At 51.2% G+C, this 17,637-nt stretch carries 14 protein-coding genes; 7 read left to right on the forward strand and 7 right to left on the reverse strand.

All coding sequences use genetic code 11. The features are described 5' to 3' along the window. Positions 1–55: 55 nt before the first annotated feature. The 3 genes from C5O22_RS02250 to C5O22_RS02260 form a co-directional block, all read right to left on the reverse strand. On the reverse strand, positions 56–1,252 hold the full coding sequence (locus C5O22_RS02250) for a histidine kinase N-terminal 7TM domain-containing protein (RefSeq protein ID WP_132779571.1): 1,197 nt from the start codon (positions 1,250–1,252) through the stop codon (positions 56–58). Between the two features lie 70 nt (positions 1,253–1,322). After that, positions 1,323–1,700: a 6-carboxytetrahydropterin synthase QueD gene (gene queD, locus C5O22_RS02255; protein WP_132779572.1), complete on the reverse strand. Its 378-nt coding sequence runs from the start codon at positions 1,698–1,700 to the stop codon at positions 1,323–1,325. Positions 1,701–1,810: 110 nt separating this feature from the next. Further along, positions 1,811–3,025, reverse strand: coding sequence for a WD40 repeat domain-containing protein (locus C5O22_RS02260; RefSeq protein WP_165910367.1), 1,215 nt, complete (start codon positions 3,023–3,025; stop codon positions 1,811–1,813). 361 nt (positions 3,026–3,386) lie between these two features. Here C5O22_RS02260 and C5O22_RS02265 point away from each other — a divergent pair, with 361 nt between their 5' ends. The 4 genes from C5O22_RS02265 to C5O22_RS02280 all read left to right on the forward strand — a co-directional run bounded on the left by C5O22_RS02265 (position 3,387) and on the right by C5O22_RS02280 (position 8,726). Further along, entirely contained in the window at positions 3,387–4,784 is a 1,398-nt protein-coding gene (locus tag C5O22_RS02265) for a family 4 glycosyl hydrolase (RefSeq protein WP_132779574.1), read from the forward strand. 183 nt (positions 4,785–4,967) lie between these two features. After that, entirely contained in the window at positions 4,968–6,581 is a 1,614-nt protein-coding gene (locus C5O22_RS02270; protein ID WP_132779575.1) for a UDP-N-acetylmuramoyl-L-alanyl-D-glutamate--2,6-diaminopimelate ligase, read from the forward strand. Between the two features lie 70 nt (positions 6,582–6,651). Next, positions 6,652–7,812 (forward strand): D-alanine--D-alanine ligase family protein, encoded by a 1,161-nt coding sequence (locus C5O22_RS02275; protein ID WP_132779576.1) that lies wholly within the window; start codon positions 6,652–6,654, stop codon positions 7,810–7,812. Beyond that, entirely contained in the window at positions 7,809–8,726 is a 918-nt protein-coding gene (locus C5O22_RS02280) for a hypothetical protein (RefSeq protein ID WP_132779577.1), read from the forward strand. The genes C5O22_RS02275 and C5O22_RS02280 overlap by 4 nt, the downstream gene beginning before the upstream one ends. A 71-nt stretch (positions 8,727–8,797) precedes the next feature. Here C5O22_RS02280 and C5O22_RS02285 read toward each other — a convergent pair whose 3' ends face one another. Continuing rightward, positions 8,798–9,826, reverse strand: a complete 1,029-nt coding sequence (locus tag C5O22_RS02285; RefSeq protein ID WP_132779578.1) for a DUF2804 domain-containing protein — start codon at positions 9,824–9,826, stop codon at positions 8,798–8,800. 5 nt (positions 9,827–9,831) lie between these two features. Continuing rightward, positions 9,832–10,320: a DUF2147 domain-containing protein gene (locus tag C5O22_RS02290; protein WP_132779579.1), complete on the reverse strand. Its 489-nt coding sequence runs from the start codon at positions 10,318–10,320 to the stop codon at positions 9,832–9,834. A 232-nt stretch (positions 10,321–10,552) separates the two neighbouring features. Between C5O22_RS02290 and C5O22_RS02295 the strand changes: the two genes are divergently transcribed. The 3 genes from C5O22_RS02295 (at position 10,553) to C5O22_RS02305 (ending at position 14,389) form a co-directional block, all read left to right on the forward strand. After that, complete coding sequence (locus C5O22_RS02295; RefSeq protein WP_132779580.1) at positions 10,553–11,497, forward strand: hypothetical protein; 945 nt, start codon at positions 10,553–10,555, stop codon at positions 11,495–11,497. Between the two features lie 256 nt (positions 11,498–11,753). Beyond that, positions 11,754–13,283, forward strand: a complete 1,530-nt coding sequence (murD, locus tag C5O22_RS02300; protein WP_347812555.1) for a UDP-N-acetylmuramoyl-L-alanine--D-glutamate ligase — start codon at positions 11,754–11,756, stop codon at positions 13,281–13,283. Between the two features lie 98 nt (positions 13,284–13,381). Next, complete coding sequence (locus tag C5O22_RS02305; RefSeq protein ID WP_132779581.1) at positions 13,382–14,389, forward strand: EF-P lysine aminoacylase GenX; 1,008 nt, start codon at positions 13,382–13,384, stop codon at positions 14,387–14,389. A gap of 27 nt (positions 14,390–14,416) precedes the next feature. Here C5O22_RS02305 and C5O22_RS02310 read toward each other — a convergent pair whose 3' ends face one another. Next, positions 14,417–15,607, reverse strand: a complete 1,191-nt coding sequence (locus C5O22_RS02310; protein WP_132779582.1) for an ROK family transcriptional regulator — start codon at positions 15,605–15,607, stop codon at positions 14,417–14,419. A 76-nt stretch (positions 15,608–15,683) separates the two neighbouring features. After that, positions 15,684–17,021, reverse strand: coding sequence for a GH1 family beta-glucosidase (locus C5O22_RS02315; RefSeq protein WP_207895331.1), 1,338 nt, complete (start codon positions 17,019–17,021; stop codon positions 15,684–15,686). Positions 17,022–17,637 lie beyond the last annotated feature (616 nt).

A 17,637-nucleotide genomic window follows, 5' to 3' on the forward strand; every position in this document is an offset into this window, starting at 1 on the left:
AAAGGCCTCTTGTATTAGAAAAGAGGCCTTTATTAATCGCGATAAAAAATCAAACTCATCCTTCTTCTTCATCAAAATAATTAACCAGATCAGAACGCTTTGCGCTATTTGTCTTTTTTAGCAAATTATGAATATGCGTCTTCACCGTACTTTCATCAACATTCAAGTGCCGTGCTATTTCTTTGTTTGTTAGATTTTTTTGTTTGCCTAATAATTCTAATATTTCTTTCTCCCTTCTGGTAAAAACCACAGAGGGACCTTTTTCTTCTAGAACCATAATAGAATATCCATTTGACCTAAGGGGACTAATTCTTATTTTTGTTTCCAAGGAATCAGAATTTCGGCTCCACTCTAATTTCATAATTCTTGAAGAAAAATCATCTTTTTGAAAAATCCAAAAAGGGAATTTTTCAAAGACCTCCTGCACATTTTTCCCCACTCTTAGAATAGATCCAAAATAATCTTTAGCAGAAAGATTAATATCCACTATAATATTATTTTTGTTTACAATAATAAGCTGATCGGTTATTTCCGAATATACAAGAATTCTAGAAAAAGGATGGATAAATGCCAGACTTGTATTTTTTATCCCTATATAGAAAAACAAACTGCTTAAAGCCAATACAAGAGGAGAAAAATCAAATGTAAGGCCGCCAATTCTAAAAACATACAAAACATTAAATATTAAAGGAAGCAATCCTCCCAATAAAACCCACAAAGCCTGAAGACGAAAAATTTGGTGATGTAAAATAAAACTAGTTATAATAATTATAGAACCGAGAGAATACAACATATATGAATAAAAAACATGTATCCAGAAATAAAAACCATAAGACAAAACCCGGATCTGCTTAAATATTAAAAAACTGACAATTTCATAACGTTTCCAAATAAGATTATGAAGATCATTAGTAAAAAATAAAAAAGAAGTTAGAAAAGGTATAATATACAACAGCCATTTATGACGTATTAGAGAATATCTTCCGGTCGTAATCTCAATAGAAAACAAGAACCAGAAAACGGGACATACGCTAATAAAAGGATAGGTTATTTTAGAAAAGATCGTTACCATTTGGTCATTAAGGGATATAAGTTCAAGAAGACGAAAAATAATTATAAAAAATGAACAATATAACAACCCATTTAACGAGAATAAATGGGTATCCATATGCTTTTTTATTTGTAATAACGTTATAACGATCAGAAAAAGAGCCATAGGTGATATCCATATATACACCCACCAGCCGTCCATATTCCCTCCTTTTTTCGTTGTTCACCTATGGACTTCTATTGGTAAACCCGAATATTTATTGCGTAGTTATTTATTCCCCCTCATACCGGGCCATGCTTGTGGGAGTTTCAAAGACATCCACCGCCCACAAGAGATTGTACGGAAGCTGCTGTTCCTTGAGCAAAGCCGTAAGCTCCTCGAAAACATAGCGGGCTATACGCTCGGCACTGGGATCGTCCTGAAAATAGGCAATATCATTGAGGTTCCTGTGGTCTAGCTGACCAAGGACGGTGCGGAGGCCTTCTTTCAGCACCCCAAAATCGATGAGCATGCCTCCCTCGGAAAGCTCCTTTCCCCGGGCCCAGACCCGCACCCGATAATTGTGCCCATGGAGACGCTCACACTTTCCATGATAATGGCGGAGAAAATGGGCCGCCGCAAAATCCGCCTCTACCCGTATAGTATACATAACTCCTGCCCCTGTACCCCTACCCTACCCGAGCTGGATGTTTCTATCAAGAGGGTCGTTTACATCACACCGTCGCGCCGAGGCACCATGACGGAGCCCAGCCTTAAACCCTATTTGCCATTCAGAATTCGTATCGTATCATTATCCACATACACCACCACGCCATTACTCACAGAACCGATATACTCTTTCCCGTTTATTAGTACTTTAGAGTACCACTCACCATTGATTTCAGCTCTATAGGCCAGCGCTATCCCATCGGGGGAAAAGGTGAGGAACCAAAGCCTCTCATAGGGGCCAGCCTTTTCGTTTCCGTTTATCACATAGATCTTGCCATCAAGCTTTGCCCCATAGGTCAGCACCTTTCCGTCGGGGGAAAAAGTAAGCCCCCCAACGCTGCCATAGGGGCCGGTCTTCTTTTTCCCGGCCATCACATACCACTGGCCACCAATCTCCGCTGTATAGGCCAGGACATTCCCATCAGGGGAAAAGGTAAGACACCAAACATTATCATAAGGACCAGCCTTCTCATTTCCCGCTATAACATACCACTGGCCACCTATCTTCGCTCTATAAGCCAGGACTTTTGCGTCGGGAGAAAAGGTGAGATCCCAAACACCATCATAAGGACCAGCCTTCTCGTTCTCCGCTATCACATACCACTTGCTACCTATCTCTGCTGCATAAGCCAGGACCTTCCCGTCGGGAGAAAAGGTGAGATAGCCAACATCACTATAAGGGCCAACTTTCTTGTTCTCCGCCATCACATATATTTGACCCTCTATCTTTGCCCCATAAGCCAGAACCTTTCCGTCTCGGGAAAAAGTGAAATCCTTAATATCAACATAGACGTCAGCTTTCTCTTTTTCAGCTATTAAATATATCTGACTACCAATTCTCGCTTCATAGGCCAGGACCTTTCCGTCGGGGGAAAAGGTGAGTCCCCAAACATCATCATAGGGACCGGCCTTCTCGTCCCCGGCTATCACATACCACTGGTCACCAATTACCGCTATATAGGCCAGGACATTCTTGTCAGGGGAAAGGGTAAAATTCCAAACCTCATCATAGGGGCCGGCCTTATCCTTCCCGGCTATCACATACCACTTACCACGGATCTTCGCTCTATAGGTCAGGATCTTTCCGTCGGAGAAAAAAGTGAGATCCTCAACGTCATCATAAGGCCCGGCCTTCTCGTCCCCGGTAACCACATAATACTCTTTTATTGTAGAAATAAGCCCCTCCCGAAGCTGTCGTACCACGTACACCGGGGTGGTGTCATTCAGGAGTCCTATGGTAATGATTTCCTCTCCCTTTCCCAGCATCACCTTTTCCTGGGCAAAGGAACTCACCGCAAGAAACCAGGCAAAAATACAAAAAAGACGGCCCTTCATTTTTCTTTTTCCTCCCCTACTTATTTTGAAATAAGCTTATACCGCCCCACAATAACCGTCAAGAAAAGGGAAAGTATTTTGAGGTTCCCGCCTAAAAAGTAAAAAGACCCATTATGGTACCCGCATGAACCAGAACCAGAAACGTATCACCATAATCTATCCGGCATGGCTTCCCGTTTCATTTTTCAATAGACCAGGCCGTATAATGAAACAGGAAGACAAAAGAAGCAGAGCCTGGTATACTGTTCCTAAAGTCCCCGCTTATGGGGGATACAACCTGGAGGCTTCAACAATGAATCAAAATCCACAGAATCTTAAGATTTGCTACATTGGAGGAGGTTCCCGGAATTGGGCCTGGGTCTTTATGCGGGATCTCACCTACGAACGGGAACTGGGAGGCACTATTTATTTATACGATATCGATACCGAGGCGGCCCGGGCAAACGAAATCATCGGGAACCGACTCATGGAAGAGCACAACCGGGGACAATGGAAATTCCGGGCCGAGCCCTCCCTGGAACGAGCCCTTGAGGGGGCCGACTTTGTGCTTATCTCCATTTTACCGGGCGATTTCAGCGAAATGGCGGTAGATGTTCACGAACCAGAACGCTATGGGATTTACCAGAGTGTGGGGGACACCACCGGACCCGGTGGTCTTATGCGGGCCTTGAGGACCATCCCGCAGTATCAACGGCTTGCCCAGGCCATTAAACAGGCCGCCCCAGACGCATGGGTGCTGAACTACACCAATCCCATGACATTGTGTACCCAGACCCTGTACGCCGAATTCCCGGAGATTAAGGCCTTCGGGTGTTGCCACGAAGTATTTGGGACCCAGAAACTTCTCATCAAAATAATGGAAAAATACGGCTGGGTCCCTAAAGGAACGGTCCATCGAAAAGAAATTCACACCAATGTAATGGGGATTAACCATTTTACCTGGATAGATAGGGCAAGCTGGAAACATCAGGACCTCTTTCCCCTCTATCAGCAATTTGCCCGGGAGTACGCAGAGACCGGTTTCGACGAAGGTGGGGATGATAACTGGATGAATAACTTTTTTGCCTCCTGTGAACGGGTGAAAATCGATCTCTTTAATCGTTTTGGATTGATTGCCGCCGCCGGGGATCGGCACCTTGCTGAATTTTGCCCTCCCCGATGGTATTTAGAAAGCCCCGAGCAGGTGCGCTACTGGAAATTCACCCTTACGCCGGTGTCGTTCCGGATTCAACAGCGGGAAGAACTTAAGAAAAAAAGCAGGGCCTACCAGGAGGGAAAAGAAACAATGCCGGTTCATCATTCCGGGGAAGAGGGAATTCGGCAGATGAAAGCCCTGCTGGGTCTGGGAGACCTCCTAACCAATGTTAATCTCCCCAATCGGGGCCAGATGCCCGATCTTCCCCTGGGGGCGGTGGTAGAAACCAACGCATTTTTCTCCCGCGATTCGGTGCAGCCGGTGATTACCAAAGGGCTCCCTGCAGAGATCCGAACGCTGGTTCTCCATCACCTGACGCAATACCAGGGTATCCTTGAGGCCGCCCGGGAACGGAATCTGGAAAAGGCCTATCGGGTGTTTTTAAACGACTATCAGATCCAGAAGCTTTCTCCCCAGGATGCCCGGGAGCTTTTCACCAGCATGACGACCAAGACCCTTCCTTCATTAGGAGAAGATTGGGGCGGCTATCGATAAAACGGGACTCCGAGGTGGGCCTGCAACATAAGTCATAGATAGGGGTCCTTTCCTGCGGAACGGGCCCCTCATCCGAAACAAAACCATTACGGATAGGAACGGGGGCCCTACCCTGGTTATTACTCCATCTTCATGTTTGATACTACTTTACCTCTCTCTCATTCCAGGCTATCATGGTACATCATGGAACGATACGGGAATGAGCTTTTTACCTCCGAACTACAACAGCGGGCACGGATTATTGCCCTCCGGGGCCCCCTGGAAACCCCTATTACCGACCTGGTCTATGATTCACGGAAAGTAACCCCCGGGGCATTGTACATCGCCCTTCCGGGCCTCCATACGGATGGACACCGGTATATCCCAGAGGCCCTTCAGCGGGGGGCCCGGGCTATCCTCCATCAATATCCCCTTGATACATATCAAGATAATATCCTTTACATCCAGGCAGAAGATAGCCGCTTTGCTATGTCGCCTCTGGCGGACGCTTTTTATGGGTGTCCTTCCCGGTCCCTGGCGGTAATCGGCGTTACCGGCACGGAGGGCAAGAGCACCACCGTCTTTCTCATCTACCAGTTGCTTACCTTAGCGGGGAAAAAAGCAGGGTTTATCTCCACCGTGCAATACCGGATTGGGGAACAAGAAGAGTGGAATCCCGAACACCAGACCACCCCCGAAGCTCCGGTGATTCACAAGTACCTTGCAGCCATGAGAGACTATGGGATGGAATACGCCGTGGTAGAATCCAGTTCCCACGGATTATCGCCCCGGACCAACCGACTGGGGGATGTGGCCTTCGACGTAGGAGTCATGACCAACGTTACCCACGAACATCTAGAGTTCCATGGTACGTGGGAACAGTACCGGTATGACAAGGCAAATCTTTTTCGGGCCCTGGACCGCTATTCCCACGAAAAAATTCTGGGGAATCAAACCGCCTTTCCAGATCGACCACACCGTCCTATTCGCGTTCCTTCCTTTGGAGTAGTAAATGCGGATGATCCCAGCGCTAGTTACTTCGCCGCAGCCACCGAACGGCGAGTATATACTTATAGCACCCGGGGAAGCGAGGCGGATCTCAGCATCCGAAGTCTGGAAAGTACCGCCCAGGGGAACAACTACGAAGTATACAGTCGAGCCGAGGATAAAACCTACAAAATACAGGATAACCTGCCAGGCTCCTTTAATGCGGGGAATGTTCTGGCCTCGTTGCTTGTAGTTTCGGGGCTCCTCGGGCTGCCATTGGAAGACTTCATTCCCCTGGTAAGCCAACTTCGACCCGTTCGGGGACGTATGACGGTGATCCAGCAGGGCCAGCCCTTTGAGGTAATCATAGATTATGCCCACACCCCCTCGTCCTTCGAAATCGTTCTTCCCCCCATTAAAAAACGAATCGAACCCCACGGGGGGCGCCTCATCAGCGTATTTGGCTCAGGGGGGGAACGGGACCGGGAAAAACGTCCCCGGCAGGGGAGAATTGCCGCCGATTGGTCCGATATTGTCATCCTTACCGACGAAGATCCCCGTGGTGAAGATCCCCTGGCGCTGCTGGAAGAAATTGCCGCGGGCTGTCCCGAACGTATCCGGGACCGGGAGCTTTTTCTGATACCCGACCGACCTACCGCCATCAGAAAAGCCTTTTCTCTTGCCCGGCCGGGAGATGTGGTGCTTCTATTAGGGAAGGGCCATGAAAACTCCATTATCTATGCCGATAGGGTAATGCCCTACGATGAAATAGGAGAAGCCCGTCGGGCCCTGGAAGAACTGGGCTACCGGGAGCAATCCTCATCATCATAATTTTAACGTGAAAACCTTCTCAGAAGAGAAGGGAACCCTTTTTCTCTCAGAATAATTAAGGAGTCAAAACATGGAAACCCATAAAGGGATACCACCAATAGGTTCCAAAAAGCGAATTGCCGTTCTCTATGGAGGAAAATCGGGAGAACACGAGGTTTCCCTGGTGTCGGCGGCCTCCGTGGTCCGTCACCTTAACCAGGATCGCTACGACCTTTTCTTGATCGGCATCACCCATGAGGGAGAATGGTACCTTCAAGCCCCCACATATATCGATGAGGTATACCAGGGAAATACCAAACTTCGGATTGAAGAACGCCCCGAATACCGCGTGCAGGTTATTCCCGGCGGTAAAAAAGAATTTCCCTTTTTTACCCAGGCCACGGGACCCCTTTCCATCGACGTGGTGTTCCCCGTACTCCACGGGACCTTTGGAGAGGACGGAACCCTGCAGGGCCTCCTTGAAATGGTAGATATCCCCTATGTAGGTGCCGGAGTCCTGGGAAGCGCCATCGGGATGGATAAGGGAACCGCGAAAATTCTTTGGTTGTATGCGGGCCTGCCGGTAGTCCCCTTTATCCAACTCCGTTTGCCCGAATGGCACAGTAAGGAGCAGCGGGAACGGATCATCGAAAAGGCAGAACGGGATTTTCGATACCCCCTGTTTGTAAAACCCTCCCGGGGTGGATCCTCGGTAGGGACCAGCAAGGTGCTCAATCGGCCCGCCCTGGAACAGGCTATTGAAGCGGCGTTTCTCTGGGATGACAAGGTGTTGATTGAACCCTGTGTGAATGCCAGGGAAATAGAGTGCTCTGTGACCGGCAATGAAGAACCTGCGGCCTACACCCCCGGCGAGATTGTGCCAACCCATGAATTCTATGATTACGACGCAAAATACCTTGACCCCGACGGGGCACGGCTACTCATACCCGCCGAACTCGAAGAAACCGAATTAAAAACCATCCGGGAACTGGCGATCAAGGCCTACCAGGCCGCAGAACTTTCGGGCCTTGCCCGGGTAGACTTCTTTGTAAGCCGGGATACGGGACAAATATTCTTAAATGAAGTGAATACCCTCCCCGGCTTTACCTCTATCAGCATGTTTCCCCGGATGTGCGAAGCCTCAGGGCTTCCCTACGGAGAACTCCTAGATACCCTCATCGCGCTGGCAGAAAAACGATACGAACGACAGAGTAAAAGGAGCTATACCTACCAGCAAGGAGAGGGCCAGTGACGTTCTGGTTTTACAAGATTCAGCTTGCGGGAAAGGATTTCCTTTTTATCGACCTGGATCGGGAGGCCCACAAAAATATCCAGCTCGATGAACGGGGGCTGGGAGAACTGGCGGAGCTTATCCTGGACCGCCGCTGTGGTGTTGGAGGTGATGGACTTGTATTGTTTCAGCGAGAACAGGATCCGCCTGGTACCGCTGGGCTATCCCATCCACACCCAGTATCCCTTTCTCTTATCCATTACACCAACGGTGGAAAAAGAAGTCCCCTCCCGTTGGATGGCCTTTTTTGTGCCGCCCGTCTTGGTTTTGATATGGGACTAGCCGATCATACCACCCTGTCCCTTGCCAATGAAGGAAAATCCTATCGGCTCCGAGCAGTGGATTCCCGCACCTTTCAACTATACCCTCCCCTCCCAGAACAGGAACGCTGGACCTGCATCATTGATGGGAAACCTTTCGAAGCTTTCCTGTGTCGGGGACAAGCCATCTATACCGCCATGATCGCCCCCCTTACCGGCCCCCGCGGGAGCACCCAGCGGATCAAACAGTCCCTCGTCGCTATGAGCAGGGGAACCATCCCCCTCCTCATCCGCCCCATTCACCGTGAATTGGTCCGGTACGTAGCTCCCGAGCGGGCCGACCGGATAGAAACTGGGGCTATAGCGGCCCTTCTTGCCTATCAACATAATTTGGTAGAAAAAGAACACATCCTTGAATGGCGCGGCCGAGGAGGAGCCGTTTCTTATGCCACCTTCCCGGCCATACCGCCCAATCGGTCGCCCCTTTCCGTGTCCGTGCTGGGCCCAGCGACCCTCATCGATCGGGGAAGGTTCTGGGCAGAGCACGAGGAGACGGGACAATTAGCCATTGCGGGGATAGCGGAATATGTCTTTGAAGGAAGTTTTGATCTATAGGCCCTGCAGCATCCCCTTAGGGGCGATACCAATTGCCAAAAACCATGCCAGCGAGAGAAGCAGGGATTCCTTCACAGGCGAACCTTTTCCCTCCAGGCTACACCGGGAATTTTATTGAGTTCAAAGACCTCGTTATTTTCGGAGGTATAGACCCCTTGGAAAAAGCCAAAAAAGGTGGTCTGCCGGATCGACTGGAATATGCGTTTCCGGGTAAGCCGTGTTTCAGCGACCGGCGTAAAACGCAGGGTCAGCCGTTGATCATCACTGGTGAGGATCCAGGGTTCCATCCAGCTCTTAGGACTGATCTTAAACGTCACCTGCTGGATTTTCTGGAGACTTCCATTGATAAAAAAGGCGTTTTCCGTCCCATATTCGGCATTCATCAAACCATACCCAAGGGACAACGAAACCTGGGAACCCTTGGTAATACCCGCCGCACAGGACCAATAGTGGATATCATGGGCGGGATTCAAGCCCCGATCCCATAACAGCACCGCCCAACTGTGGTCTTTATAAAAAACCAGGTCCTCTTCTCCATGGCGAATCACCCCTTCCAGGGCATACCAGGGAGCAGCATAGGAGTAACGGAAACAGTGGGGTTTCTTACGCCAGGGACTCACCGTCGCAAGGGCCTCGGGGAAGGGAGGCCGGATCATGACCACCATTCCCCGCAGGCCCTTCCCATGGTTAAAGCGGGGGATGTCGATCTTAATGACCCGGTTTCCATTTTCCAGAACATTGATATCCAACAGTAACCGTTTATCCCGAATCTTATACAGATTTCCTGACGGGGTAGGACTACCACTAAACATTCCCAGGGGAAACAAAAAAGGAAAATAATCGGACCAGGCTTTTTTTAAAATGAGATCTACCACACTTACGGAAACATAGCTAATAAACCCCTGTTGCACCACTTCGATAAGAACAATCTTATCCTCTGCCAAAAGAACATACCGTTCCGATTCTACAATCCGATGTTTACGGACCAGAATAAGCCGACGATCGTAGGCCCACAGGGGAGAACGGGCCCACCCAAAATTGGTGGGTAAGCCCCGTTCGTTTAACAGTTTTTGAGAATCCTGAAATTCCTGCTGTCCCATACCTTTCAGGAATTGATTTCCGACTCCTCGCTACGAACCCAGAACTGACTCCGCCCCAGTCCAAACCCAATCTCACCCCGCATTTCCAGGGTATCTACCTTAAATTTCTTGCCATCCGCCTTTCTAAAGGTAATCTTACACTGGTATATATCACCCTTACTGGGATCAATAATGTTTCCCCCTTCCCATTGACCCTCGGCCTTCCGCCTAAGCCCATAAATCCAGGGGGTCCCGACAATTTTCATTTTATTCACTTCCCCGGGAATAGGGAAATTCTTATAACTCGGTTTTGCTGCGGTCGCAATCGCATCGTTTGGCTTTCCGATAATTTTTACAATTTCCCCGTATAAAACATTGTCTTTCACATAGATCCGCCAGTACGCGGTGGGTTTCCCATCCTCGTCCACACTCTTCCAGAGCCCTTCCACGGGATCCGCAGCCCATACGGAAAACACTACCGCACTCAAAAGAAGCACAAAGAAACCCTTTTTCATTGCCACTCCTCCTTTCATTCCGAGCGTTTTGAGCGTTCCTTTTTCAAGGTATTCCCTATTCTACTCAGGGAACCGACAAAAAGCAATGAAAAACAAGATCTTTTATTGAAAACTAAAACGGTTTTTTGTGGGTATTCTCTTTAGAGGAAAAACATCCCCAGCCCTCGGGCGCTTCCTTTTTCTTATTTTTCATTGAATAAGCGCTCTGTTCGGAGTATTATCTAATACATAAATGGAACAGGATAGCAACGAGATCCGACCTGGCTACATGGATCGGGTTATCAACGAAAAGGTAGCATCTGCCAGGGAGAGGGTTGGGACCTACTCCCATCACTTTAATCAGAATGAAGAATATTTTATTGAATTCCCTTCCCCCATTACTATCCCTCGTTTTCCCATTCATCATGATGTACGGCAGCCCATGCCCCGGTCTGAATATATCACCGCCCTGCGGGAATGCATGGATAACCTATTACCGTACACCGCTCCTTTTATGGGGGATCTGACCTATTTTTTTGATCCCCAGGAAATTCTTAAACCCTGTTTTTACCGGCTCTATAAAATGGGGGATGCCTATTACCTTTACCTCTTACGGCTTAACCTCCAATTCCGGCCCCTTGAGATGGAATTACTGGGAAAAGGGACAAATGACACTACCGCCGTGTATCGGAGCAAACGACTCTACATGGAAAGTGACGTCATTCCCCTCCAAGCAGTTCTTACCGACCGGGGACACCTGGTAGCCTTTAGGATCAAACAAAGCATCTCCCAAACCTGGATTGGAGAAACCGGCAAGGGCTATCTTCTTCGGGGTATCTGGATGGACACGGATCTGACTAAATTTTTTAGTAAGCTGTTTACCCCCCGGGGCAAACGGATGTATCCTTTTTATCCCTTTACCTGTAAATACAAAACGATCTGCATGACCGTCCTGGATCCCACGCCGGAACAGCGAAAAAAATGGCTTCCCTATCTTCGGATGGCTATTCTTTTTTTAGAACCCCACCTAGAAAAAATCGAGCGGACCCTGCGGGGAACAACTTTTTCTGAGAACCTCCCCCTTTTTCAGGAATTAAAGGCCCTGGTCCCTGAGGGTCTTTCCAGCCTCTTTACAAACCTGGAGGTTTCTGCCTACCTTAACCAGCAGGAACAGAAGGAATTTCGTATAATCTGGTAGGGGCTATGCTCCTTTTTCTTACCCAGAAAAAATACAGAGGGAAAGAAAATATATTCCGGGCCACCCCTTTCGGCGAGGTTTTTCAGCTTCGCTAAGGGGAACAGGCGCCCACTGCAAGGGGGAGGGTCTCTCTGGGATACCCATGGTACGGACCCGATGGAGCCCTTTCCCCGGAGGGTAGTCCGATCTTTCCAGGAAGGTGGTCCACAGAGAATACCCAGTATTTTTATCATCTATATCGAAAGAGGAGTGCTGCGTGAGTGATCAGCTGTTTTCCGGTCTTAAAGTTACCGTTATGGGGCTTGGTCTGAATGGGGGTGGTCTAGAAGCGGCCCGGTACCTGGCAAAAAAAGGGGCGATCGTAACCGTGACGGATCTCCGGGATGAAAAGACCCTGGCCCCCAGCATCGAGCAACTGAAGGATCTTCCCGTACGCTATGTTCTGGGCCGCCACGAAATGGAAGACTTTAGTAGGGCCGACATGGTGATAAAGAATCCGGCGGTAAAACCAGACTCTCCCTACCTGGCGGCCGCCCGCCGGATAGAAACGGATATTTCCCTTTTCTTAATGCAGAATCCCGCCATCCTCTGCGCCGTGACGGGCTCAAAAGGAAAGTCCAGTACCGCGAGTGCCCTTCATTTTTGTTTATCCCGACTTTCCCCCGCCGGGTCGTACCTGGGGGGTAACATTACCGTTTCTCCCCTTACCTTTGTGGATGAGCTTACTCCTTCCCACTACACCGTACTGGAACTTTCAAGCTGGCAATTGGGGGACCTCCGGCCGGCGGGATCCCGTATTCCTGAGCAAGCCCTAAAAGTTCACCCGGCGGGGGGCCTGGACCGCCGGGGCCGCCCCCGGGCGTTGCTCAAGCCACGGGTCAGCATCATTACCACCATTTTGCCGGACCACCTGGACCGCTACGGCACCATGGAAAACTACGTTTCTGACAAACGGCTTATCTACGCAGGTCAGGACGAAGCGGATGCCACGGTGGTCCGCTACGACCAGTGGGGTAAGCAATTTGCCGCCGAAACCCGGGGGCGGCCCCTCCTCCTGCTTCCCCGCGGTGCGGAATCCCCTGAAAAAATAGGTGCTTCTATTCTCAAAAAGAACGAAAGTTCCGCATCGCCGTTTCCTGAAGTAGGGACCTCGTCGTTCCTGTATGGCTATCTTCCGGACCCGGAAGGGCCAGGTTTTGTGGTAAGCCCCGAGGGGCACGAAATAGAAGTAGTACCGGCAACCCTTAAGGTGGTAGGGAATCACCAGAAGGAAAACCTCCTCATGGTAGCCCTGGGCCTCCTGGACATGGGATTTTCGCCCGAGGCGATTTACCAGGCCCTTAGAGATTTCCCCGGCATTGAACATCGACTTGAATTTTTCCATGAGGCCGGGGGGGTTCGATTTTATAACGATACGGCGGCCACTATCCCCGAAGCGGCGGCGGCGGCTATCCGGGCTTTTCCCGCCCCTCCCATCGTCCTTACCGGGGGCACCGACAAGGCCCTGGATTTTACTCCCCTGGCCCAGGCCTGTGGTGAAGCAAAGGCGGTGTTCCTCTTAGAAGGGACGGGAACAACCAAACTCCGGGCACTTCTGGACAGTGCCGGAATTCCCTACCGAGGCCCCTACGACAACCTTGATCGGGCGGTGGAAGCTATTCTGAGCATTGCCCAGCGGGGCGATTCGGTGGTCCTCTCCCCCGGCTGCGCCAGTTTTGGAATGTTCCTGAATGAGTTTGACCGGGGCCGCCGCTGGAAAGAAACGGTGCGGCGCCTGGCCCATTAAATGTCTGGCCCATTAAAAGGGGCACCCTTGTGGGAAAGGGCCTTAAAAAAGCGCCGCCCATACTCCCTATCAGCACCCCAAAGAAAGGATAGAAAATCGTGGACCTGGAACTGCTTAAAGAACGACACCGTATCATAAAAGGGGTACGGGATTTCTTTGATAGCCGGGGCTATCTAGAAGTAGACACCCCCCTTCTCGCCCCTCACCTTATTCCCGAAACCTGCCTTGAAGTCTTTGAAACCACCTATGTCCCCCCTGTTGGAAGCCGGCGGGCCCCTCAAAAATACTGGCTTATTCCCTCCCCCGAACTATGGATGAAGCGTCTTATTGCCCAGCATCGGCATAACCTCTACCAGATTTGTCATTGTTTCCGGAATGGGGAATCTACCGGTCGTATTCACAGCCCTGAATTCACCATGCTCGAATTCTACACCATCGATGCGGATTATCGGGATTCTATCCGGATCACCGAAGACCTGTTTCGCTCCCTCCTTCGCCCGGAAGATCCCTCCGATCTTCGGCCCCCCTTTCTCCAGATTTCTATGGATGAGGCCTTTCGCCGCTGGGCCGGTTTTTCATTGTACCAAGCGGGGAAAGAAGGACCAGAACGATTCCGGCATGAGGCCGCCCGATTAGGCTTAGAGCCCCTCCCAGAGCTCAGCCTGGCGGATCTTTACAATCTCATCTTTGTCCACGTGGTGGAACCTTCCCTTCCCCGGGAACGGCCGGTGGTCCTCATGGATTATCCCGCCTTTGTTCCCTGTCTTGCGAAGGATCATCCTGATGGTCAGGCAAAGGAGCGGTGGGAACTGTACGTGCGGGGCATAGAACTGGCCAACACCTATACGGAGGAAACAAACCCCGACCAGGTTCGTGCTTATTTTGAAAAAGAGGGGGCCCAAAAAGAAGCCTGTGCTTTAGTCCCCCATCGGATTGATAGGGACTACTGGAAGATCTTCCTTCCCCGGCAAACCAGAGACGGGGCCATCCAGCCCTATCCCTCCTGTTCGGGGGTAGCCCTAGGGCTCGATCGGCTGATCATGCTCTTCTGTGGCCATTCAACCATTGACGGGGTGTTACCCTTTCCGATGGAAGCTTCTCTTTAACGCCCTAGCATGTACAACGGAGAACTTTTAACGACGGAGACCCTCTAAATAGGTCAGCCCCGTTGGAATAGAAAGCTCCGGGTGCAGGGGACCTTCAAAGATATGGCGGTACACCATGGCGGCAGCCCCCCGTACGGCGGGCTTGGCGTCGGTTTCGGCAATATACAGAGGAATCGTACGGGGGAGTTCTTCCTGGTACAACCAGGTATCTGCCACGGCCTTTTCAAAACAGGAGGTCATTTCCTGGCGGAAAATTTCGATTCCCCCACCCATATACACCGCCTCTAGATCGAGGAAATTGGCAATAAAGGCGATATTCCTGGCAAGTTCCTCGATAAACAGCCGACGCCGGTCACTGTTACTCCGGATATCCTTATAGTATCCGCAGGAAGCACGACCAAATTGTCCGGGGATCTGGGGATCCGCAAAGACACTGCGAAATTCTCCTGCCTGAAAGGCCTTGCCATAGTACACCTTGCCGTTAAGCACCAGCGCATTGCCGATGCCGATCCGTTCGTAGGTCAAGGGATCCTCGGGGGATTCAAGAAATTCACAGAAGACGTACAAAAAATGGCGCCGTTCCCGCCCCGTTCCATAGGTAAGGATATCGTAACAACTACATTTGGCGTCGTTATCCACAAAAACCGGTACGCCGAACCATTGTTCCACCGGCTCTTTTATTTTCAGCGGTGTCGCTCCCCTTTCCTTGGTAGGGCTAAAGAAAAGCTCCCCCCGGAGGGGATCCACAAGGCCGCTTACCGCAATACCTATCCCCAAAAGGGGCAACGTCGTGAGGGGGGGAGTACGAATAAATGCGGCCACATCTTCTTGTATGACCTCAAGAAGTTCATCATCCTTTTTTCTCGGGAAAAAGTGTTCTATCAATATGGTACCCGAAGGAAGCAGGGCCCCGGCTTTTACAAATTCCCGCTGGATTTCAATCCCTACGACGTATCCCAGACTATCGGGGATACCCAGGGGGACCCGGGGACGGCCCTGAAGTTTTTCTCCCTCTGACAGGGAAAGCCGTTCGTGCTCGGCCTCTCCCCCCTCTGCTTCCACCAGGTAGCCCCGTTCCATACAAAACTGCACGATCCGGGTCACCGTAGCCCGATCCAGGCCCAGGATCTCCGCCAGTTCTGCCCGGCTTTTCCATCCATGAGGAAAGAGTTCTCGTAAAATGGCACTCCCGTACTGGGCCTGAATTCCCTGGATCATCGTCTTTAGTAACTTTCCCTTTTATTTAATTTGTATCGATGGATCTACCGGCCCCTCAGGGCCGGGATTTTTTCCATCATTCGGCGTATCCGGCGATAAGGTCGCGGTAAAAATAATAGCTATCTTTGGGGATTCGCTTCAAGGTTGCATAATCGCAATAGATAATCCCAAAGCGCTTAGAATACCCGTAGGCCCACTCAAAATTATCGATAAGGGACCACAGGAAATAGCCTTTCACGGGGATACCTTCCTCGAGGGCCTCTTGAAGCGCCTTAAAATGACTGCGAAGATAGGCGATACGCTCCGTATCATGAACCCGTTCATGGCCCGCCGCATCGACCACCGGCCGGTCCTGCACCGCACAGCCATTTTCCGTTACATAGAGGGGGATGCCACCGGTTTCATCCCGAAGCCAGCGGAGGTACCGGATAAAACCCCGCGGCACGATGGGCCATCCCATATCGGTGACAGGCTCCCAGGAAGGCACCATCTCCACCGAATCAGGGGCATGTTCGTTCCATCGAACCGCCCCTTCACTGTAGTAATTCAGTCCCGCAAAATCGATGGGCGTACTGATGATATCCATATCCCCCGCTTCCACGGGCATACGAATTCCCCGGGAAGCCAGGTACGCCTCTGGGTAACCCTTACCGCACACGGGGCCCGTAAATACCCGGTTGTCCCGGTCAATTACCCGTTCTACCGCCTTAAGATCCTCTGGACGTCGAGTGGCAGGCCGGGGAATCACCAGGTTCCAGGTAATACCAATTTCCCCTTTTTTGCCGGAATTCCGGAAGGCCTGCACCGCAAGGCCGTGGGCAAGGTTTAGATGATGGACCGCCCGGGCCGCCGCATGGATATCGGCAATACCGGGGGCATGCACCCCATAGGCATAGCCTAAATAGGCGGAACAAAAGGGCTCATTAAGGGTAATCCATTTGGAAACCCGATCTCCAAAGGCTTCATAGCAGGTTTGGGCATAGCGGGCAAAGGCATAGGCGATTTCCCGGTTTTCCCAGCCCCCTTGATCCTGCAACGCCTGGGGAAGATCCCAATGATACAGGGTAACCACCGGTTCTATTCCTGCTTCATGGAGGGCCTCGATAAGGTTTCGATAGTGGTCTATCCCCTTTTGATTAATAGGTCCCTTGCCCTCAGGATAAATTCGGGGCCAGGCTATAGAAAAACGATAGGCCTGAATGCCCGCCTCTTTCATGAGCCGAATGTCTTCTCGATAGCGATGATATTGGTCACAGGCCACGGCCCCACTCTCACCACCGTATACTTTACCCGGTATGCGACAGAAGGTATCCCAGATACTGGGGCCCCGTCCATCCTCCGTAACCGCCCCTTCGACCTGATAGCTTGCCGTAGCAGCTCCCCACAAAAAATCCGCTGGGAAACGTAACTCCATGATGTGTTCTCCTTGCGGTTTAATTGTAATTTTTCAATTAAATCCTGTCAAGCCCTGTACCCTCCCACCATCCAGAGGGGGAGCACCGCATCGCCCCCTCTCAGCTCAGCCCGCATGCCGCCGCATCGGCCGCCGCGGCTCCCCCCTCGCGCCTGCTTCCTTCGCCGCCTCGACATTTCTCCCCAGGCCGGGCGTCCCGCCCGGCCCACTGCCCAGAGCCCACGGCTCAGGCGATCAGGCGCTCCCCCCACTCCGGGCTCACCCACGGCGGGGCCCTGCGAAGGGCCCCTTTAGCCAATCTTACCCGGTTCTGGCGTCTTCTAAGCCCCGCCGGGAGCTTTTTGCCGATGGGGGCCTCTCCCTCCAGGCCACAGCGGGCGTCTTTGGGCCCCTTTCCGGGTTACCCCGCCACAGCGCCAGCTTTTTTGGGGGCCACCCTCTAAACCACCCCAGGAGGTTTTTGGGCCCCCTCAGCGCGCCCCACTACACCCGATTTTCCCTCCCAGCCTTGCCTTCCCACCGCCCCTGTGCTATGGTTTTCCTATGCCAGACCACCACGACCGCGGCTACAAGGCCCTCTTCTCCAACCAGCGCTTCATGGAGCAACTGGTCACCT

The sequence above is a fragment of the Treponema sp. J25 genome (assembly GCF_004343725.1).
Lineage (GTDB): Bacteria > Spirochaetota > Spirochaetia > Treponematales > Breznakiellaceae > J25.